Annotated in this window: 20 protein-coding genes and 2 pseudogenes; 13 read left to right on the top strand and 9 right to left on the bottom strand. The window is 37.3% G+C overall.

What is annotated here, in order from left to right; translation table 11 throughout:
* Positions 1–2: 2 nt before the first annotated feature.
* The 5 genes from ACQQ2I_RS11020 (at position 3) to ACQQ2I_RS11000 (ending at position 4,922) form a co-directional block, all read left to right on the top strand.
* Entirely contained in the window at positions 3–1,364 is a 1,362-nt protein-coding gene (locus ACQQ2I_RS11020) for an acetyl-CoA carboxylase biotin carboxylase subunit (RefSeq protein ID WP_431026842.1), read from the top strand.
* 92 nt (positions 1,365–1,456) lie between these two features.
* Entirely contained in the window at positions 1,457–1,669 is a 213-nt protein-coding gene (locus ACQQ2I_RS11015; protein ID WP_391370651.1) for an acetyl-CoA carboxylase biotin carboxyl carrier protein subunit, read from the top strand.
* A gap of 13 nt (positions 1,670–1,682) precedes the next feature.
* Positions 1,683–2,603, top strand: coding sequence for a hydroxymethylglutaryl-CoA lyase (locus tag ACQQ2I_RS11010; RefSeq protein ID WP_431026841.1), 921 nt, complete (start codon positions 1,683–1,685; stop codon positions 2,601–2,603).
* Positions 2,588–3,367, top strand: coding sequence for an enoyl-CoA hydratase (locus ACQQ2I_RS11005; protein ID WP_431026840.1), 780 nt, complete (start codon positions 2,588–2,590; stop codon positions 3,365–3,367). Before ACQQ2I_RS11010 ends, ACQQ2I_RS11005 begins: the two co-directional genes overlap by 16 nt.
* A gap of 16 nt (positions 3,368–3,383) precedes the next feature.
* The gene (locus ACQQ2I_RS11000; RefSeq protein WP_431026839.1) at positions 3,384–4,922 is read left to right on the top strand and encodes an acyl-CoA carboxylase subunit beta; all 1,539 of its coding nucleotides are present in this window, start codon (positions 3,384–3,386) and stop codon (positions 4,920–4,922) included.
* Positions 4,923–5,196: 274 nt separating this feature from the next.
* Here the strand turns inward: ACQQ2I_RS11000 and ACQQ2I_RS10995 are convergent.
* From ACQQ2I_RS10995 to ACQQ2I_RS10985, 3 genes and pseudogenes are all read right to left on the bottom strand, one after another.
* Positions 5,197–5,487: pseudogene (locus ACQQ2I_RS10995) on the bottom strand (gamma-type small acid-soluble spore protein); the annotation flags it as partial.
* 47 nt (positions 5,488–5,534) lie between these two features.
* A pseudogene (locus ACQQ2I_RS10990) lies at positions 5,535–6,078 on the bottom strand (DUF3231 family protein).
* A 340-nt stretch (positions 6,079–6,418) separates the two neighbouring features.
* The gene (locus tag ACQQ2I_RS10985; protein ID WP_431026838.1) at positions 6,419–7,300 is read right to left on the bottom strand and encodes a DMT family transporter; all 882 of its coding nucleotides are present in this window, start codon (positions 7,298–7,300) and stop codon (positions 6,419–6,421) included.
* Positions 7,301–7,466: 166 nt separating this feature from the next.
* Between ACQQ2I_RS10985 and ACQQ2I_RS10980 the strand changes: the two genes are divergently transcribed.
* Positions 7,467–8,027, top strand: coding sequence for a helix-turn-helix domain-containing protein (locus tag ACQQ2I_RS10980; RefSeq protein WP_431026837.1), 561 nt, complete (start codon positions 7,467–7,469; stop codon positions 8,025–8,027).
* A gap of 260 nt (positions 8,028–8,287) precedes the next feature.
* A complete protein-coding gene (locus tag ACQQ2I_RS10975) occupies positions 8,288–9,115 on the top strand; it encodes a DNA alkylation repair protein (protein ID WP_431026836.1) in 828 nt (275 codons plus the stop codon).
* 221 nt (positions 9,116–9,336) lie between these two features.
* On the opposite strand, the gene ACQQ2I_RS10970 is transcribed toward ACQQ2I_RS10975, so the two are convergent.
* Together ACQQ2I_RS10970 and ACQQ2I_RS10965 are read right to left on the bottom strand one after the other, a co-directional pair.
* Positions 9,337–9,708 carry a nucleotide excision repair endonuclease gene (locus ACQQ2I_RS10970; RefSeq protein ID WP_391370670.1) on the bottom strand — a complete coding sequence of 124 codons (372 nt, stop codon included), beginning with the start codon at positions 9,706–9,708 and terminating at the stop codon, positions 9,337–9,339.
* 644 nt (positions 9,709–10,352) lie between these two features.
* Positions 10,353–10,598, bottom strand: a complete 246-nt coding sequence (locus tag ACQQ2I_RS10965) for a YkuS family protein (protein ID WP_431026835.1) — start codon at positions 10,596–10,598, stop codon at positions 10,353–10,355.
* A gap of 152 nt (positions 10,599–10,750) precedes the next feature.
* On the opposite strand from ACQQ2I_RS10965, the gene ACQQ2I_RS10960 reads away from it, so the two are divergent.
* On the top strand, positions 10,751–11,893 hold the full coding sequence (locus tag ACQQ2I_RS10960) for a DUF1835 domain-containing protein (RefSeq protein WP_431026834.1): 1,143 nt from the start codon (positions 10,751–10,753) through the stop codon (positions 11,891–11,893).
* Positions 11,894–11,974: 81 nt separating this feature from the next.
* Here ACQQ2I_RS10960 and ACQQ2I_RS10955 read toward each other — a convergent pair whose 3' ends face one another.
* Positions 11,975–13,657 carry an EAL domain-containing protein gene (locus ACQQ2I_RS10955; RefSeq protein WP_431026833.1) on the bottom strand — a complete coding sequence of 561 codons (1,683 nt, stop codon included), beginning with the start codon at positions 13,655–13,657 and terminating at the stop codon, positions 11,975–11,977.
* Positions 13,658–13,961: 304 nt separating this feature from the next.
* Here ACQQ2I_RS10955 and ACQQ2I_RS10950 point away from each other — a divergent pair, with 304 nt between their 5' ends.
* Positions 13,962–14,453, top strand: a complete 492-nt coding sequence (locus ACQQ2I_RS10950; protein ID WP_431026832.1) for a PCYCGC motif-containing (lipo)protein — start codon at positions 13,962–13,964, stop codon at positions 14,451–14,453.
* Positions 14,454–14,980: 527 nt separating this feature from the next.
* Positions 14,981–16,384 carry a DHA2 family efflux MFS transporter permease subunit gene (locus ACQQ2I_RS10945; RefSeq protein WP_431026831.1) on the top strand — a complete coding sequence of 468 codons (1,404 nt, stop codon included), beginning with the start codon at positions 14,981–14,983 and terminating at the stop codon, positions 16,382–16,384.
* A gap of 130 nt (positions 16,385–16,514) precedes the next feature.
* Here the strand turns inward: ACQQ2I_RS10945 and ACQQ2I_RS10940 are convergent, their stop codons facing one another.
* Positions 16,515–17,006, bottom strand: a complete 492-nt coding sequence (locus ACQQ2I_RS10940) for a hypothetical protein (RefSeq protein ID WP_431026830.1) — start codon at positions 17,004–17,006, stop codon at positions 16,515–16,517.
* A gap of 183 nt (positions 17,007–17,189) precedes the next feature.
* Here ACQQ2I_RS10940 and ACQQ2I_RS10935 point away from each other — a divergent pair, with 183 nt between their 5' ends.
* From ACQQ2I_RS10935 to ACQQ2I_RS10925, 3 genes are all read left to right on the top strand, one after another.
* Complete coding sequence (locus ACQQ2I_RS10935; protein ID WP_431026829.1) at positions 17,190–17,699, top strand: RNA polymerase sigma factor; 510 nt, start codon at positions 17,190–17,192, stop codon at positions 17,697–17,699.
* A complete protein-coding gene (locus ACQQ2I_RS10930) occupies positions 17,686–18,747 on the top strand; it encodes a S26 family signal peptidase (protein ID WP_431026828.1) in 1,062 nt (353 codons plus the stop codon). The genes ACQQ2I_RS10935 and ACQQ2I_RS10930 overlap by 14 nt, the downstream gene beginning before the upstream one ends.
* A gap of 77 nt (positions 18,748–18,824) precedes the next feature.
* Positions 18,825–19,229 carry a DUF4830 domain-containing protein gene (locus tag ACQQ2I_RS10925; RefSeq protein ID WP_431026827.1) on the top strand — a complete coding sequence of 135 codons (405 nt, stop codon included), beginning with the start codon at positions 18,825–18,827 and terminating at the stop codon, positions 19,227–19,229.
* Positions 19,230–19,315: 86 nt separating this feature from the next.
* On the opposite strand, the gene queE is transcribed toward ACQQ2I_RS10925, so the two are convergent.
* Positions 19,316–20,044 carry a 7-carboxy-7-deazaguanine synthase QueE gene (gene queE / locus ACQQ2I_RS10920; protein WP_431026826.1) on the bottom strand — a complete coding sequence of 243 codons (729 nt, stop codon included), beginning with the start codon at positions 20,042–20,044 and terminating at the stop codon, positions 19,316–19,318.
* Complete coding sequence (gene queD, locus ACQQ2I_RS10915) at positions 20,037–20,510, bottom strand: 6-carboxytetrahydropterin synthase QueD (RefSeq protein ID WP_431026825.1); 474 nt, start codon at positions 20,508–20,510, stop codon at positions 20,037–20,039. Before queD ends, queE begins: the two co-directional genes overlap by 8 nt.
* Positions 20,511–20,533: the final 23 nt, after the last annotated feature.

Raw genomic sequence — 20,533 nt, 5'->3', positions numbered from 1 at the left:
CTATGTTTAAAAAAGTATTAATTGCGAATCGTGGTGAAATTGCACGACGCATCATTCGTACATGTACAAAACTAGGAATTGAAACAGTCGCTGTCTATTCAGAGGCAGATGCAGGGAGCCTACATGTAAAAGAAGCGACAGAAAGTTATTGTATCGGGAAACCGCCCGTTTTGCATAGTTATTTAAACATTGAGGCGATACTTGATGTAGCCAAACAATCAGGAGCTGAAGCGATTCATCCTGGTTACGGACTACTTTCCGAGAATGCTAGTTTTGCTAAACGAGTGGAAGAGGCAGGATTAACATTTATTGGTCCAACATCAGAAGTGATTCAAGCGATGGGCAGTAAGCTAGAAGCACGTAAAACGATGGAACAAGCAGGGGTACCGATTGTGCAAGGTGTGAATGAGCCGATTGCTGATACAGATGAAGCAGCTAAAATAGCTAGTGACATCGGCTATCCAGTTATGTTAAAAGCATCAGCTGGCGGTGGCGGAATTGGGATGCAGCTTGTAAACAATGAAGAAGAATTACGAAAAGCGTTTGAAGGCAATCAAAAACGTGCGCAAAGCTTCTTCGGAGATGGCACGATGTTTATTGAAAAATTCATTGCAGAGCCACACCATGTGGAAGTGCAAGTACTAGCAGATGCACATGGCAATGTCGTACCTGTATTTGAGCGAGAGTGCTCGATTCAACGCCGCAATCAAAAGGTAGTGGAAGAGGCACCATCTCCATTCATTTCAGAAGAGACACGCCAAAAAATGCTGGATGCAGCAGTAGGTGCAGCGAAGCATATTGGCTATACAAATGCTGGTACGATTGAATTTTTAGTAGACCGCGATCAAAACTTCTATTTCTTAGAAATGAACACACGTCTGCAAGTAGAGCACCCAGTGACAGAAGAAATTACAGGTATGGACTTAGTCGAGCAGCAACTAAAAGTAGCAAATAGTGAGGTACTGTCGTTTACAAGAGAAAATATTGTGAGAAAAGGGCATGCCATTGAAGTGCGTATTTATGCGGAGAACCCGGTATCGTTCTTCCCATCACCAGGGACAATTAAACATCTCCAATTACCTGAAGGAGAAGGGATTCGACACGAAGTAGCTGTTGAAACGGGCAGTAATGTAACGCCATTTTATGATCCAATGATTGGGAAATTAATTGTATTTGCTCCCACACGTGAGGAAGCATGTAGCAAGTTAGCGGAGGCACTACGAAACTATGTAGTAGAAGGTATCGAAACGAATATTCCAATGCTACTAGAAACGGTTACGCACCCACAATTTTTAACAGGGATTACAACAACAAAGTTTGTAGAGGAATATTATTTACCAAAAGCAACGGCAGTAGGTAAATAAGTCGAGAAGGGGCGCGAAAGATTGAACTTTGGCGAGAACACATCGAAAACGTGCCTCTTCTCTACATTCTATTTTAAGCGGAGGGATAGTATATGACAATAGTAAAAGCAAGTATGGCAGGAACAGTGTGGAAAGTTTTAGTGCAAGAGGGCGAAGAAGTAGCAGCTGGTCAAGATGTAGTCATTTTAGAATCGATGAAAATGGAAATCCCAATTGCTGCAGAAGAAGCAGGTACGGTAAAACGTATCATCGCTGCAGAAGGTGACTTCATTAACGTTGATGACGATTTAGTAGAAATCGAATAAGGGAGTGTGACCCATGCAACTGCCAAAGCGAGTGCAAATAAAAGAAGTAGGTCCACGCGATGGATTGCAAAATGAAAAAGTCTTTATCGAAACCGCACATAAAGTTGCATTAATTGACCGCTTAAGTGAAACGGGGCTCGATTACATCGAAGTAACGAGCTTCGTTCATCCAAAATGGATTCCGCAACTTGCGGACGCTGTGGACGTGTTAAAAGCGATTAAACGTCAAAAGGATATTACGTACGCCGCGCTTGTGCCGAATCCAAAAGGACTAGAGCGAGCATTAGCAGCAGAGATAGACGAAGTAAGTGTCTTCATGTCTGCTAGTGAAGGACATAATCAATCAAATATTAATAAATCCATAGATGAAACATTTCCTGTACTAAAGGAAGTGGTGGACGGGGCATTAGCCGCTGGTAAAACAGTGCGCGGTTATATTTCTACAGTCATTGCTTGCCCGTATGATGGCTATACAAAACCAGCGCAAGTTGTGCGGGTAGCGGAGAAGCTATTTGACATGGGTATTACGGAAATTTCGTTAGGCGATACGATTGGTGTTGGAGTACCGACGCAGGTGGATGCACTGCTGAGTGAAATGTTGCGTCATTTTAAGGCGGAACAGCTCGCGATGCATTTCCATGATACACGTGGTACAGCACTCGCGAATGTTGTGACAAGCTTAACACATGGCATTACGAAATTTGATAGTGCGATTGGTGGGCTTGGTGGTTGTCCGTATGCACAAGGGGCTTCCGGTAACGTCGCTACAGAAGATTTGTTGTATTTGTTACATGAGATGGGCATTGAAACAGGTGTAGAACTAGAGCGCGTCCAGCAAACTGCCTTATATATAGAAGGAATTCTAGGGAAAAAGCTATCGTCCAAGCAAGTAGCGATTGCACGAGGGGAGGAAGAGTCATGCCAGATTTCGTAACGGTAGAAGCACAAGACGGCATTGCGATTTTAACGCTAACAAGAGCAGAAGCCGCGAACGCATTATCTATTCAAATGCTACATGAAATAAATGATGCATTAGAAGTGATTCAATATGATCGTTCCATCCGTGTCGTGATTGTGACAGGAGATGGCGAGAAAGCATTTTGTGCAGGGGCAGATTTAAAGGAACGAAAAGGAATGAGCGAGGAAGAAGTTCGTAAAACGGTCGCTTTAATCGGCAAAACGGTTAGTCATTTCGAACACCTTGCTCAACCAGTCATTGCAGCGATTAATGGGGTTGCATTTGGTGGGGGTTTAGAGCTGGCACTTGCTTGTGATATTCGGATAGCAAGCGATACGGCAAAGCTAGGCTTAACGGAAGCTGCGCTTGGGATTATCCCTGGTGCTGGTGGTACACAGAGACTTCCTCGTTTAATTGGGGTTGGTAAAGCGAAGGAACTGATTTATACAGCACGTCGCCTCTCAGCAAATGACGCATTGGCATATGGCATTGTTGAGCATGTCGTAGCGCCGCAACAGCTGTTAACTAAAGCAAAAGCACTAGCTGCTGAAATGGCAAAAAACGCACCACTTTCTTTAGTTCAAGCAAAGACAGCCATTCATCATGGCATGCAAACCGATATTGCTACAGGTTTACAAATCGAATCATTAGCGTATAACCGTTTACTATATACGGAAGATCGACTTGAAGGGTTAAAAGCTTTTCAAGAAAAACGTTCACCAATCTATAGCGGCAAATAAAAGGGGGATGGGAGAAATGACAAATATTTCAGTTGAAAACAAGCATCAAGAATATAAAGAGGTTATTTCAAAAGGCGGACATGAAAAATACCACGCTAAAAATACAGAGCAAGGAAAATTATTCGTTCGTGATCGACTTGCGCTATTATTCGATGAAGGTTTACAAGTAGAAGATGGAGCGTTTGCCAATATACTTGCAGGCGACTTACCTGCAGATGGTGTCGTAACAGGTATCGGAAAAATTCACGGTCGAACTGTATGTGTAATGGCAAATGATTCAACGATTAAAGCTGGATCATGGGGCGCAAGAACAGTTGAAAAAATTATTCGTATTCAAGAAACGGCTGAAAAACTCGGCGTTCCTTTACTGTATTTAGTAGATTCTGCAGGTGCTCGTATTACAGATCAAATTGAAATGTTCCCAGGTCGTCGCGGGGCAGGGCGTATTTTCTACAATCAAGTCAAATTGTCAGGTCGTATTCCACAAATTTGTTTATTGTTCGGACCATCTGCAGCAGGTGGCGCGTACATCCCAGCATTTTGTGACGTTGTCGTGATGGTAGAGGGCAATGCATCGATGTACTTAGGTTCGCCACGTATGGCAGAAATGGTGATCGGTGAAAAGGTAGATCTTGAAACGATGGGCGGTGCAAAAATGCATTGTTCTACTTCAGGTTGTGGTGACGTACTAGCAAAAACGGAAGAAGAAGCAATTGCCTACGCACGTCAGTACATTAGTTACTTCCCAGATAACTTTAAAAACAAACCAAAAGTGGAAGCGCCAAAATTGCCGGCTACTTTTGAAAAATCGATTGATGACATCATTCCAAAAAACCAAAATGCACCGTTCAATATGCATGATTTAATCAATCGCATTATCGATGAAGGTTCGTTCTGTGAAGTGAAGAAATTATTTGCTGCTGAAATCATTACAGGTTTTGCGCGCATTAACGGACAATCAGTAGGGATTATCGCGAACCAACCACGTGTAAAAGGTGGCGTATTATTCCATGATTCAGCCGATAAAGCAGCGAAATTCATTAGTCTATGTGATGCATTCCATATCCCATTAATTTTCTTAGCGGATGTACCAGGATTTATGATTGGGACACAAGTCGAGAAGCTTGGTATTATTCGTCACGGCGCTAAAATGATTTTCGCTATGAGTGAAGCAACCGTGCCAAAAATTACAGTAATCGTTCGTAAAGCATACGGAGCAGGCTTATATGCGATGGCTGGCCCGGCATTTGAGCCAGATGTATGTATTGCTTTAACGGGTGCACAAATTGCGGTAATGGGACCAGAAGCAGCAGTGAATGCGGTGTATGCGAACAAAATTGCGGCATTACCGAAAGAGGAGCAAGCGGCATTTATTGAAGAGCGCCGCAACGAGTATCGCGAGGAAATCGATGTGTACCGTTTAGCGTCAGAGTTAATTATCGACGACGTCATTGAGCCAAATGAGCTTCGCGCTACATTAGAAAATCGTTTAGATGCATACAAATCAAAAGAGCTAACATTCACCCAACGTAAACACGGTGTTAGCCCGGTATAAAATGAAGAAATCCCTCGCATCAGCGGGGGATTTCTATTTAAATAAAGCATTTTATCAATTGTTAAACAATGTAATGTTAACATGATTAAAAAGTATCTAAACCCCACAAAATTACCTTATTTCTGAGATGCAGAGAAGAAGTGGTATGATTTATAGGGGTACAATTTCCTAGAAGAAACATGTTGTTAAGTAACTAATTAAGGGTATGAATCAACAATAAGATGGAAAACAAAAAACCGGCAAAAAAGATTGCCGGTTGGGGATGCTAAGTAACTTATTTATTACCGTTTTGGTAACTGTTATTTGCAAATCGACCAGAAGCTTGTTGTTTTTTCGCTTCAGCTTGTTGAAGTTGTTGTTTAACTTGGTTAACGTCAGTTTCAGTTCCGAATTCCACGTTCATTGCGCTACTATAATTTGCATTCGAACCAGAAGCTTGTTGTTTTTTCGCTTCTGCCTGTTGAATCTGTTGTTTAACTTGGTTAACATCAGTTTCAGTTCCGAATTCCACGTTCATGTTTTGATTAGAATTTTGGTTGTTATTGTTTGTCATGGATTTCACCTCCCGAAAATTAGTCTGTACAAAGAGTGTTTTATCATACGTTTAAAAATTTAATCTTTTTCAGGGTAATTTACATGTAATGGTGGTGGAACTAACCAACCTTTACTTTTATTAAGGCGTAACAGTTTAGCACCGAGTTGTGTTTTACTCATATGGAATTGACCGTGCATGAGAGCGATGTCTTCCCTAGTAGACATATCCATAGCTTGACTGCATGCTACTAAACCAGCAGCCATGTCTGCTGTTAGTGCGGCACTAATTTCAGGATCGTTAAATTTCGCACCTGGAGGGATATCTTCAAGTTTTGCTACAGGACGCTCAGGTGGTGCAGGTGGTAATCCGACACCATTCTTTTTTAATATGTTTTCTAACATTTTTACTTCGTCTCTTAAAACTTGGATGATATCCTCAATCATTTCTCTTAAATCTTCATCGCCAGTATGATTATAAAATGTTTGGTATCCAGCAATTAGATCATAGTCTGCTGGGAGGTTGGCACATACATACACTAAATACTTCACCGTAATGTAATGGTTCGGTTTTTGGATTTCCACCAAGTGGTAGTGACCCCTTAAAGGATGCTAGGTTTTTTATTAATTTACATCTAGTTATTTAAAGAACTATTCGGATCTATTAGTAAAAAAGCGACTACTCATTGTTAAGTAATAGTGCCCGAAGTGCTTCAATTAATGCCTCCTTTCTCCAATTATTTTTATATATATTTTCAGGTGTGTTGATTATAAAAATATCGGTAGGTAATTAGCGTGATTTTTTATGGAATGGTTGATAAAAGGCGATTGCTCGTTGATTGGAGCGAAGGCGGCTCGACTCCTGCAAGAAAAGCACGAGCCGAAATAAATTAGTTGAAACCGTGCCTGCGGAAAGCGAGTCAACCGTAGTGGAAATCAACACGCTTGATATATTTCTCTATTATTTATTTGTTATTTCTTTGCTCTAGTAAAAATAATGCTAGACCAATTAAGATGAGTGCGATTCCTATACCTTGTTGTAAAGAAATAACCTCATCTAAAATGAAATAAGCGAGTATACAAGTTCCAATCGTCTCTCCTAATATGCTCATTGAAATAACTGAGGTACTTAGCCATTTCAACAACCAATTAAAAATTGTTTGCCCTAATATCGTTGCAATAAACGCTAATCCAATAAAGGACAACCATGTTTGTGTGGAATAATTAACGAAAGAAGTTTGCTGGCTAAAAACAAAAATACTTAAAAATAGTGCACTACTGGTATAACCGATGATTGAATAAGGAATTAGAGATAAACTTTTACGAACATGCTGGCCAATGAAGAAGTAGGCCGTAATAACACCTGCTGCAATAAAAGCAAGTATATCGCCAAATAATGCCTGTCCACCAATTTGAAAATCTTTCCATCCGATGACGATACTTCCGGCAATCGCTACGAGACAGCCTATTATAGCACCTTTATTAAAACGCTCTTTGAATAGAAAATAACCGCCAACCACTGAAAAAAGTGGCTGTAATGTAACGATGACAGTCGAACTTGCTACTGAAGTGTAATTTAATGATTCAAACCACAATAAATAATGTGCTGCTAGAAATAAACCTGAGAGTAATCCAAGACCCCATTGTTTTTTTGACAAATAACGTAATTCTTTAAGGTTCTTTTTATTTACTAATAAAAATGGCAAAAGCATTACTGCTGTAAAAAGCATCCGATAAAATGCTGTAATTGTCGCAGGTGCATCTGCTAATTTCACAAAGATTGCTGAAGTAGATAATGCAAATACGCCTAAAAATAAAATCGTGTAAGAAATAAGTGGTGATTTCAATACTGCTCCCCCTTGATGTATGTTTACTATAATAAAATTAATGTATTATAATGTACAAACGTAAGTATAAAATATTTATGTTATTGAAAAAAGCACTATTTCTCCATGTTTAGTATGTCAGCACAAAAGACATCAAACATACATTATTTTAAAAGGGGCATTTGCTATGAAAAATCTTCGCTTAGGGCAAACAGTATTAAACTATCGTAAGAAGAATGGTATGACGATTCGTGAGTTTGCTGATTATGCAGGAATTAGCACATCACTTATTAGCCAAATTGAAAGAGGACATGGGAATCCGTCGTTAAATGTACTAGAGTTAATTGCACAAGCACTAAACGTGCCACTTTTTACTCTGTTTATTAATGAAATTGATACAGATTCCCTCATTTCCAGAAAGCAAGATCGAAAGAAAGTATATCGTGAAAATAGTGACCATATTGTCTATGATGTATTAACACCAGATTTTATGAAGGCACATATTGAACTCTTAATGATGGATTTGAATGCACATACTACTACTACAGAGAGTCATTACTCACATGACAATAAAGAAGAGATCGCTGTGGTTATGAAAGGTCAAGCATATGTTGAACTGGAAGGAACCGAATATTTTTTAGATGAAGGAGATGTCGTACGCATTCCACCAAATGTTAAACACCGATTTTTGAACAAGAGTGATGAACCTAATCATATTTTATTCGTACTAACCCCATCATTAGTTTAAATAGTTCCTTTACATGTAAATATTAAAAGGTAGAGTGACTTCAACCACTAAAAAGGAGGCCTCCCAAAAATCGATCAATTATCGATTTTTGGAACAGCCTCATAAAACAGACAGTAATGTTCTTGTGAATTTACCAGTATGGAAGAAAGAAGTACGTTTAAATAAACAAAAATATATTTGTATAATACACTTAGTTTAAAGCATTCAAATTATAGAGGATAACTTGCATGAACTTTAATTCATAGAGGGGGGATCTATTTATGCAAATTCATAAAGATATATTAACAAGAAAAGGAGCTAGAAAGGTTAGTGACATCCCAAAAGAAATACAAATATTGTTGAATCAAGGGAAAATAGAGAGTGTTAATCTAACGGAGTGGTTAGCTGTAAATCATACTACTTTATTGAAAAATGTTTTACCTAGCGTAGGATTACAACATAAATTAGAAAATATAATATCAGAAACATTGAAACAGGATGCTGAATCTGGAATGAAAGCTATTCGTTTAACGGGTGAACTGTTGGATAAAGCCATAGATGAAGGAAATGAGCAAAAGAGGGAATATTTCATCAAGAAATTCTCGAATCATCCATCTGATAGTGTTCGTTGTTGGGCAGCTTTTATGAGTAGAAACCATAACATTTCTTTAGAAGAAAAACTAGCATACATTTATCCTTTTGCTGCGGATCATCATTTTGGTGTTCGAGAAATTTCATGGATGTCAATTAGGGAAGATTTATCACAACACCTTGATAAAAGTATAGAATTGCTGACGGAATGGGCAAAAAGTGATGATGAAAACATACGTAGGTTTTGCGTAGAAGTGATTCGTCCTCGTGGAGTTTGGACAAAACATATTGAAATGTTAAAACAAAATCCGTATAAAGCGCTCCCTATTCTTAATCAACTAAAATCAGATTCGTCAAAGTATGTACAAGATTCTGTAGGAAATTGGTTAAATGATGCTAGTAAAACCCAACCTGATTTTGTGATAACGCTTTGTGAAAATTGGAGTAAAGAATCTGATACAAAAGCTACAGCAAGAATTATTAAGAAAGCTAAAAGAACAATAATAAAGCATAAATAAATGATTAAACGTTAGAGGGTAGCGCTCTTATAAACTTAAGAAAAAACTACGCTGTGTGAAATAATGTGCTTTAAATACAAGACATGAAAAAGACTATCTCGGGTTTGAGGTAGTATTTTTTATGGTGATGCCAAAATGATGCCGAGAATAAAAGCACTAAAAAACAAAACTCAAAACCCTTATTTTATCAAGGATTCTGAGTCTAAAAACACTAGGGAATATTAATAAAACACTTTATCGATATTATACTTTGCTCTTAACGAATTAATAGCGTAAGTTTCGTAAATTTCGCGTTCCATTGGATCTTCAATTTCGTATACTTCAATTTTGTGAATTTCATCACGGTATTTTTTCATTGGTGATACGTTATCTTCAAAGTGCTTTTTAATGCGTTGACGGATTTTACGCGCTTTGCCGACAAATAGTAATTCATTTTCTTGATTGTAGAAAAAGAAAATACCGCCTTTGTCACGTGTAATCTTATGGAAATCGATGAAGCCGAAATACGGTGTAATTTCCACATCACCAGGCTTTAGTACTTGTTCACGTTGGCGGATAACAAGATCCGGTTTTGGTAGTTCAATTTTAATCAAAATCGTCACGTCCTTATAAATAGTAAAAGTAAATTATAACATATAAATACTATAATGCCTAATTTCGTTGAAATAATGAATGGAAAAATAAATAAATTAAATGACACACTAAATACAAATTATCCGACACTATAATTTATTATTTAAATAAATTTCTCGCACAAAACAATATAATAATCAAAACTTTTCACGTCAAACAATTAAGTACTTTTAGAACGAAAGATTACGGACCCGAGCAATTTCTCGACCTTATCTTAATATCAAATTTATCCAATACACGAATCGATGAGGTTTTTGGTAGTGCAACGATTCCTCTTGGCTATCAACCTGTTTTATTTTCACTTACAAATTATCGTACAGTCACAATGGTGAGTGAAACAGAAGCAACTATTTCATATAAAATACCGGGAACGGTTGAGAAAAACATTTATATGCAGAAGGATTCAATGTTAAATATTTGGGCAGTTAAACGCTTTGAATAGGGAAGTGAATGTGTAAGAAGTTGCATCAATGAATAGCATAAATGTAATTGATAAAGACTAGACAAAAGCAACTATTCTGATTGTAAATATGACAGCATCGAGTGTTATGTATAATCAATAGGTGCTGCCTTGAAAGTCCGAGGCAGCACCATTTTTATCATGTTAGTGGAAAAATTTCTCTACGCGTTGGATAACCTCGTCAGCAGAGAGACCACTAGCTTCTATGACAGGTCCTGAAGTGACTGGGTCGCTAATTCCCATAACGTTTGTATCTTGTCCTGTCACTACGCAGCAATCCACTTTCTTTGCATCTTCTTCATTACGAAGCTGAATTACTTCATAACCTTTTGCTTTTAAAGCATCTTCAACGTTTGTTAATGATTGTTCAACACCAATTATTCTAGACATGATTGTTCCACCTCCTATATGTAATGTGTCATATCACAATGCTAATTATTCATTTCATTCACGTTTTTGTTTTTAAAGTTGATTACGCAACTAACGGAGATACTTTTTATTAAAGAAGCAAAATCATGCTTAGAAGTTCGTGTGGTAAAATAATGGAAAAAGGGTTGAGTGTTATCAAAACAAGAGCTAACTATCCATTTATGTACTTTTCAATCGAAACAAATGTCGTGATGGTTTATCAAATTGAATCGGAGGATTATTTAACTAAAGAAGATTTACTAACAAGTGGTATGTGGAAGGTGTATGAAATAGAGAATGATACTATATTTGAAAAATTCAATCACGAAGAACATAAGGTGGTCGAAGGAAATGGATTATGCATAGGACAAAATGAACTGAGCATTATGCTAGAAGAAATAAATACGCATATTCAAAAAAATCGTTATATGTTACGAGCATCTAGTAAATTACCTGAACAGCAAGGCGTTATGCATATTGTTATGTCAGAATCGGCAGCAGGGGCTTTGCGAGTAGGATTAACTCGCCCTAAAACGGTTATTGGCTTTCCAGACTCCTTTTCAATTGGCCCCTTATGGAAATTTGATGAACAAGTAGGGCAGAATTTTCGAAATGAATGGTTATATGACAATATCAACTATGAACAAGAAGATGACGACTATCAACATAAGTTTGCCAATACACTACGTCAAATGGAAGATATCCCGCATCATACTCCAATCTATATTTGGTATGGAGATAATGCAAATGAACAAGTGGGTCTTCGTTTTATACTTTATTTATTGCGCCAAAAGACAAATGAAATATTTCTTATCAATTCCACAGCACTTTACGAGAAATATTGTAAGCCAGGGGAAGAACGACCTGTTTTCCAGACAAGTCAAATGGATTCTAATATTTTGGGGCTGTTATTTGAGGATCACAAAAGAGACAATCCATTATGCAAGGAAAAACGCATACAACTTCATACGGAATGGGAAAAACTCACTCAAACGAAGGAAGTGTTACGTTTTTGGATAGACGGTGAAATACACGGTGTACCTGAACATCACATAGATTCATTTATAATTGAAGTAATTGAAAAGTTACATAGTAAGCAAGAGAGGAAGGAATTTATCCAAACTAGCATCGTCATTGTAGAGTTAATGGAACAAATGAAAGGGAATATTGATCTATTCTGTTTCGAATATCGCATTAGACACTTAATTTATAGGGGGCTACTTGAGTTGAAAGGAATTCCAAAATCAATGAGGCACTATAGTATAAGACTACGATAATTCCTCTTTTAAATCGAAGCCATTTTGAAATAGTTCCCTCAAAATAGCTTCGATATTTTTCCTAGAGGAATATATTTTTAATTATTTCAGCATTTCCTCTATTTTTCGTGTGAAGTCTTGTGTAGAGAGTGGTTTACTGAAATAGTATCCTTGAATATAGTCACATGATAACTCCTTCAAATAGGTAAGCTCTGTTTCTCGTTCTACTCCCTCAGCGACAACTTGTAAATTTAATGCATGACCAAGCGATAAAATGGAAGAAACCATTGTTTTTCCTGCCTCATTTTTAAGTTGCCGTATAAAGGAACGGTCTATCTTTAATGTATTGATTGGTAATGTTCTTAAATAGCTTAAGCAGGAAAAGCCTGTACCAAAATCATCGATTGCAATGGAAATGCCCATATCACGAATCGTCTTTAGCTTCGTCAACAACGTGTCATTTAAGTTCATCATCGTCATTTCGGTAATTTCAATTTCAAGCAGTTGAGGATCAATATTAACCTCCGTTAAAATGTTCGATAATGTCGCTAAGAAATTCGGGGTAGCTAAGAAGCGAGGCGAGATATTGACTGCTAGCTTTAGTTGTATGCCGAATGTCTTATGCCAAGCGTTCACTTGAGATATTGCGCGGCGCAGTACAAACTCATCAATTTTCTCGATTAAACCATGCTCTTCTGCAAACGGTATGAAATCAACAGGTGAAACAAAGCCTAGTTCTGCATCCTGCCAACGAATTAAAGCTTCCATACTATCAAATGTATTTTTGTGGACATTAAATTTTGGCTGATAATACAGCTCAAATACCTCATTTTTTATCGCCTGCCGAATTTTTGTTTCAAAAAATAAAGAATGATCAACTGTTTCCTCTAGTTCATCCTCATACCGTTTAAATTGATTGCCCTTTGCATTTTTTGCCTCTAGCATGGCTTTATTTGCTTGTTTTAATAACGTATGAATCGAATCGATTTGTCCAGTATGCTGCACAATGCCGATGCTCGCAGTTGCATAAAATTCGTAATCATTGAATATAAAACTATCTTCAAATAACGAAAGAAGCTGCTCGGCAATAGTTTGCCAGTGCTCAATTTGTTTGGTTATGTAAATAAATTGGTCATTATGTAATCGGTAAAAATATGGTGAAGAAGCATCCACCGTTTTTACTCGTTTTGCGACTTCGACTAAAAATTGATCCCCAATCGCATACCCTAAGCTATCGTTAATACTTTTAAAGCGATTAATATTGAATAAAAATAGCGTAAAGTCACAGGAGCTTAGCGAATTTACATCCTCCAACAATTTTTTGCGATTGGCAAGTACTGTTAAGTCATCATGATAAAGACGATGGGCCATCTGATCGATTTGTTTTTGCGCTGTAATATCTGTTCGAATTGAAATGTATTGATAGGGTTGTCCTTGTGCATTGATAAATGGCACAATGGTTGTTTTTACCCAATAGCATGAACCGTCTTTTGCTTTGTTGCAAATTTCACCATGCCAAGTGCTCCCACCCTGAATCGTAGCCCACATTTCTTTGAAAAAGGATGCTGGATGATAGCCAGAATTAATCATTCGATGATTTTGCCCAATCAGTTCCTCTTTCGTGTATTGTGATATTTGGCAAAAATAATCGTTTACATATTGAATAACACCTCGATAATCTGTAATAGCCACAATAGCCGATTTATCTAAAGCCGTTTGAATATCATACAGCTGCTGCGTAGTTAGATGAAAATGCTTTAAAGAATTAGGATGTAAAATAGTCATCACCTTCAATTTCCAATAATATAGAGCTTTATCATTATATTAATCTTATTGAAAATGATTATCAATTTAAAATGCATTTTTAAGGGAATTTAGCAGATTCTAGAGTACAAAAGCAGATTGAGAAACCGTTTACATAGTTAAGCAGTGTATGCTGAACCTAATCCAAGCGCTGTTTCTAGAAGCCGAGCCCTCTATTTGTTATAGTAACTCTATTTTTCAATTAGCTTCCTGTACCTAAAGTTATCATTCGCCGGTTAAATACGCTATGATAATGGTATTAGTTATTTTCAAAGGAGATAGATTTATGAAGAAATGGTCTTTTCTACTAGCGGCAGCTTTACTACTTGGAGCTTGTAATAATGATGAAGTAAAACAACAGGAGACAGATGAACAAGGACATGAACAGCATGATCATGTAACAGGAGATATACAAGAGGAAACGAAGAGTGCAGATATTCTACCTTCATTTTTAGATGAACAAACGGATTTAATGCGTGCAACTTATCAAATCGCAGGCCAAGCGCCAGATATTTTACAATGGATGCCATGCTATTGTGGGTGCGGAGAATCGGCTGGTCATAAAAGTAACTTAAATTGTTTCGTACAAGAAATTAAAGAAGACGGTTCAGTTGTTTGGGATGACCATGGTACACGTTGTAATGTATGTGTTGAGATTGCATTAAGCTCAGCGAAGATGCATCAAGAAGGAAAGTCATTAAAAGAAATCCGTCAAGCGATTGACGAATATTACAAAGAGGGCTACGCAACGCCGACACCAACTGAGATGCCAGCATAATGATTGATCTTCTGCATCATTGAATACGCACCTAGAAATTTACATAAATACTTATATGCTTCTTAGAGTATTGACACTCCCACCCATAAATGGGTAAGCTGGCTGATACCAGTGGGATTCTTGCTACCAAAGACCGATTACATTTCTGCTACGGCTGACGTGCAAGATTGCGGTGTGCCATCACCACTCCATATCCAGTGCATATAGAAGATACGGCGCTCGTTCTATTACCAAACGAGCCAGATTGTTTGTTCGTCTATGTTTTAGCGTCTTTTGCATGACGACACATATCGTTTTACACACGAAGCGATTTAGTTCGTGCAACCTCATACTATATCCAATTATCAACGAACGGAATGGTTTTAGAGACTTGTACTTGTCTATCAGCAAAGTGTAGCACATTTCAGACAACTTAGGTAGCCATAAGCTCCCCTTTGTCTGATCTCACTTTCATCCCACATCTAAAGGAATGCGCTTTCTCGTTCGGAAAATCTGTAATAGAAAGAATAAGTAAAGGTGTTGATGTGATGACTTCGAAACAAAAAATGATTTTATTCATTTTAATGATTGGCAACTTTTTGGCGATTATAAGCACTTCAAGTATTAATATTGTGTTGTCTTCATTTATGACGATTTTCGATAGCGAGTTACAAACCGTTCAATGGGTAGCGAGTATTTTCTTACTAGCCAATGGTTTAATTGCGCCCATTACGGGCTGGCTAGGGGACCGTTATACATTTGCAAAGATTTTTGTCGGAGGCATTATCGTTTTCGCAATTTCTTCCTTGCTATGTAGTGTGGCATGGTCTATTGAATCACTCATATTCTTCCGTTTCTTGCAAGGGTTAGCAGCAGGGGTTATTGTACCAGCGAGTATGACACTCATTTATTTATTAATTGAACGGGAAAAGCAACCGTTTGCTTTAAGCCTCTGGACATTAGGAGCCATGTTTGGTCCTGCGGTTGGTCCAACATTGGCAGGCTTTTTAGTTGGTTCGCTATCGTGGCATTGGCTATTTTTAATCAATATCCCGTTTTGTATAGCGGTCGTCATCCTTTCAAAGTATTATTTAAAAGCAAATGAAGAATCCTCTTTACTGTCTCGCTTTGATACGAAAGGTTTTTTACTCATCGTTTTTGGCACGGTAGGGATTGTGTATTCGCTCAATATCATTGAAACACAGCTAGTATTAGGCATCTCACTATTCTTAGTTGGCTGTGCACTCATTATGTTTTATGTGTTCGATAGTTTTAAAAAGCAAAATCCGATTTTAAAGCTTTCTGTGTTTAAAATCCCGTCCTATACATACGGGTTACTCATTTCTTTTTTCTTGTTATTTAACTTGTATGCAGCTACCTTATTTATGCCGATTTATTTACAAGATATAAGAGGGATCTCCGTGTTGGAAACAGGGCTCATCCTCATGCCAGCTGCCATCTGTATGGGCATTATTAATTTATTTGCAGGCAACCATTATTCGCATCAGCGAATGCTTGTGTTAGGTATTGTTGGGGTTACGGGGACGGTCATTGGTTCGTTTTTATTAGGGCAAATTGATTTAAATACATCCATTGTATTTATTATGGTAGCACTTTCTTTACGGAATATGGGGATTGCGGTGACGTTTACGGTAGTAAGTGCTGCAGGGATGAGTCAAGTCCCGAAAGAACTAAGCGGTCACGGATCTGCTGTGCTAAACTGGCTTCGTCAAACATTCAGCGCGGTGGCTTTAACCGTCATTTCTATTGTCATTAGTGCCATTACGTTATTGATGGAAGGGCAAGGCATTCCGTATAGAGAAGCATTTACACAAAATGTATCGACTATTTTAATCATCGGCGGGCTAGTGACACTGCTTGTTATACCGCTGTTGTGGGTCTGCTCGCGAAATTTATTACAGATGGCTTATGGTGCTTCAACGACGGATTAACAGTTACACCTTGAATTTTAGAGATGCTCTAAAATTTAAGGTGTTTTTTGTATGTTAACTTGTAATGAGAAAAAATCGCATTTAAAAAAATATCCCATTAAAGTAGGGGAACACATTACCTATTTAATATTTACTGCTTATTCGGGTTGCGATCAATGAAATCATTAATTTCATCTTTTAAGCGATATACTTGTGTGAAATAAAGACGTTCAGGTACATTATCACGTACTAGCCATTCTTTTAATACGTTATGGTGAAAAGTCACGAAGTACTCCATTAAAATTTCTCTGTCAATGCCTTGTTTTTTTGCCATTTCTGCTATAGAAAGACCTTCCTTCCAGTAGGCATCGTACTCTTGTTCAGTTAAGTTTAACAATTCATAAATTTCTTCGTAGTTATATTTTAGACTGTATTCGTATTCTTTTTCTACATCATCGTTATTTTCCAAGGCCGTTAAATCAGTATTATTAGCTAAAATTAAATCAGCATTATTCTTTTGTGCTATATCGGTATTTTTAACTCCACTATCATTATTTGAATTTTTCTCCGCATTAGCCAAAAGCGTGAAGGTAAGGAAAGTTGGAATCAGTAGAAGAGGAAGATATTTTAAAATCCTTGTCATTCTTTTTCTCCTTATATTGTAATTATTTATTTCAAATTCAGTTTGTATAAAATTAAGAAATATTATACGGAAGTTCCTCAAATAGAATAAATTGTTTCATTATAAGATATTAGAAATAACATTTTAGAAATTTGCAACGAATTCCAATTTTTATCGTCTATAGCGTGAAAATGAGGTGATGTGATGCGAGAGGAACTGTTACATGAGGCAATGGATTTGCATACCGAGCATCTGCTGCGGCTTGCGTATTTTTATGTACAAAGCTGGGACGTAGCAGAAGATATTGTACAGGACAGCTTCATTGCGCTCTATGAAAAAGCTGAACAATATAAGGGAGAGGCTTCTCTCAAAAATTATTTGAGGAAAATTGTGATTAATCGTTGCCACGACTATTTACGTAAGAAAAAAAGGTGGCAGCTTTTTCTGCCTTTTAAAAATGCCAAAAGTGCCGAGCAGGAAGTTGTTCTTTCAAATGAAAAAACAACATTGCTACAGGCAGTAATGAAACTAAATGAGAAATACCGAGAAACAATTATTTTGTATTATTTTGAGGAGCTTTCAACTGTCCAAATTGCACAATTACTTGAACTGAATGAAAGCACGGTAAGGTCCCGCTTAAAACGAGCAAGAGATGAGCTAAGAGGATATTTAGATGATTCACAATGGGAGGTGCTTTTACATGAATCACTTTAAGAAACGATTAGAAGAGCAAACACCGATTTCATCAGCTCAAAAGCAACGTGTAAAAAGAAGGGTATTAAGTCAAAAAGAAAAGAAGCGAAATACCGGATTACTACCGATAGTAGCGTCCTTTATGTTTGTTTTTGTTGTTATAGTAGGAAGCTATATGTTGCTGAATACAAATTCTTTACAAATTGAAACAGGTACAGCGCCTCCTATTGAATTTACAACCATTTACGATGTGATGGTGAGGGATGGAGAATCCGTGTCGGCAGCCGGCATGGATCAATGGAATAGTGAGCTTTACTATTATGATGATCGTAAGCACATATTTCAGAAACGTCATTTTAATGTATATACGACATTAGTGACAGATAGTGATCGCCTAGAAATAGGTGATTTAGTAGGAGTACTCGATGATAAGCAAAAAGTTCCGATGATTGGAAATATCATCGCTACACCTAATGACCGAGTAAAAATAGAAAATGGCAAATTATATATAAATGACAAACTGTTCGAGCAATATTATTTTGCGGGGATGAATAGGAACGGTTTTGAAGAGAAGGGCGGGAAGCTGCTTGAAGTGAAGCTAACAGAACAACTGGAAGTAGATACATTTGATTATGTTATTGCTTCTTATGATTGGATAAACGCCCCTATTTTAATGGCTAAAGAAGCAAAAGAGGTTTATAAAGTCGAACATGTACAACGTTCTTCAACAGATGAACAAGAGCAAATGGCAAGCTATTTAGAAACGGGAGATGAACAATATTTAATCGGTGTATCGCCAGAAATGGTGCTAAAAACGTATTTATTTACAGAGAGTGACGATCATAATACAGTTCCTACAGTGAAAGCGCTAGCCTTAAAAGAATTTAGTATTGTATGGCCATATGATTTGGCCTATCATGAAGAGAAATTTGAGGAAATGCTTTCACATGTTCCTGCATCTATATACCAAGGAACAGCAAGCATGCATATTAAAGGTTGGGATATTCCGTTTGTTACTGTAGAATTTCAAAAAATCAATGATGTTTGGAAAATTTCTAAGATTGAATAGTGTATCAAATGTTATTTTTAGGGATTTTCTCCTTCAACTAAAGATGCAAAATCATTCAGGAAGGTGGAGGTGCCACTATGAAAATCAGAATGTTTTTACTGCTTTTCGGAATATTGTTTGTTTCTGCTTGTGGACAAGAAATTGTTAAGGAAGAACACGAAGTATATTTATTAAATAAAGGATGGGATATAAAAGAGTCTATCGAAATGGAAACCTATATATTAGATATTCCTAATGAAATGCTTAGTAATTATGAAGCGAGTGGTATTACATTTTTAAGTGACTATTTAGGAGAAGAGGTTACAAAATATTCTTATGAGCTAAAAGGAAAAGATATCGAAGGAGAACGTTTGAAGGCAGTTCTATTCGAAGCAGAAGAAACGATTATTGGAGGCTATGGACTACTCCCAAGTTGGACACCGGGTGTATTTGATTTGGATGATAAAGAACGTCTAATCAATGAACGAATGATTAAACATTGAACTACTCCCACTTATCGAAGTGGGAGATTCCTAGTAATGTATTTAAATGAGGTTCTAGATTTTACATATAGTTTTACAGCTGAGCACTAAACACCTCTTTTATTTCCCCAAACAAGTGCATGCAGCTGGGGTAGTACTTTAATATTTTTTAATTCTTCATCCATCATCACTCGATCGATTAGCGTTTGATACTTCTCTAATAAATGACTGATCAACCGTGCATTGTCCATCGAAGTAATGTCATCATTTCCGACTTGAAGATAAAAAGGGATGGTCGGATATCGAAGGTGAACTTGTTTAGCATAAGCATAATCCTCTTGATTAAATACAACGATTTTGAGAGATATATGCTGATGGCTGTTTCTATCTCTAAGCTTTCTCAAAATATCTGAGAGCATAGAAAAATCTGTCGTCATTCCAGAACTAGGGGGCTTTGGTGAAATCGTTAGTTCATCGATATCATACAGCCAATCTTGCCATTTACTTCCCTGTGTTTCAACACCAATCTCTATGTTATTTTCTTTTAAAATTGCAACAAGTGCATCCAAATTACGAAGAAGTGCGGGATTTCCTCCTGAGATCGTGACGAATGAAAAACCGTTACCCCCAAGGCGTTTCAACTCAGACCAAATCTCTTCCGCTGTCATTTGAACGATCAGATGCTTGCCACTGCCATCCCACGTAAATGATGAGTCGCACCAAGAACAAGAATAATCACAGCCGGCAGTACGTACAAACATTGTCTTCTGGCCCACTACCATTCCTTCACCCTGAATCGTCGGACCAAAAATCTCCATAACGGGTACTTTACTCAACTTTCATCCACTCTCTTCTCGCTTCGGCATAGCTTGTAGGAGTTTCATACAACCTGATAAATTCCACGCGTGCCCCATTATATAGTTGTTCATCAAGTAAGGCTTCATTCAACTTTTCGTAAATCCAAACAACGATATTCTCTGCCGTCGTATTCATCGGCGGAAGAGTTTCATTTAAATAGCGATGATCCAAATGAATTTCTATTTTTTGTTTCCATATTTCCTTTATGTCACCAAAATCAAGCATGATGCCTCGTTCATCCGTATAACCACTCACTCCGAAGACAACACGATACGTATGACCATGTAAATTTTTACATTTCCCCTCATAGTTATGTAAATGATGAGCAGCATCAAAGGTAAACTCTTTGCTTACGAGAACACGTTTTGAATGATAGTTTAATTGACTTCTTTGAATATCTTCATCTATTTTCTGTAGCTTCTCAACAATTCTAAAATTATACATGCCTTAAAACTCCCTCCCAGAAC

The organism is Lysinibacillus sp. LZ02, assembly GCF_050613145.1.
In the GTDB taxonomy this organism is placed as follows: Bacteria; Bacillota; Bacilli; order Bacillales_A; family Planococcaceae; genus Lysinibacillus_B.
Note: the sequence above shows the minus strand (reverse complement) of the source record. Positions and strands in the feature narration are given on the sequence as shown.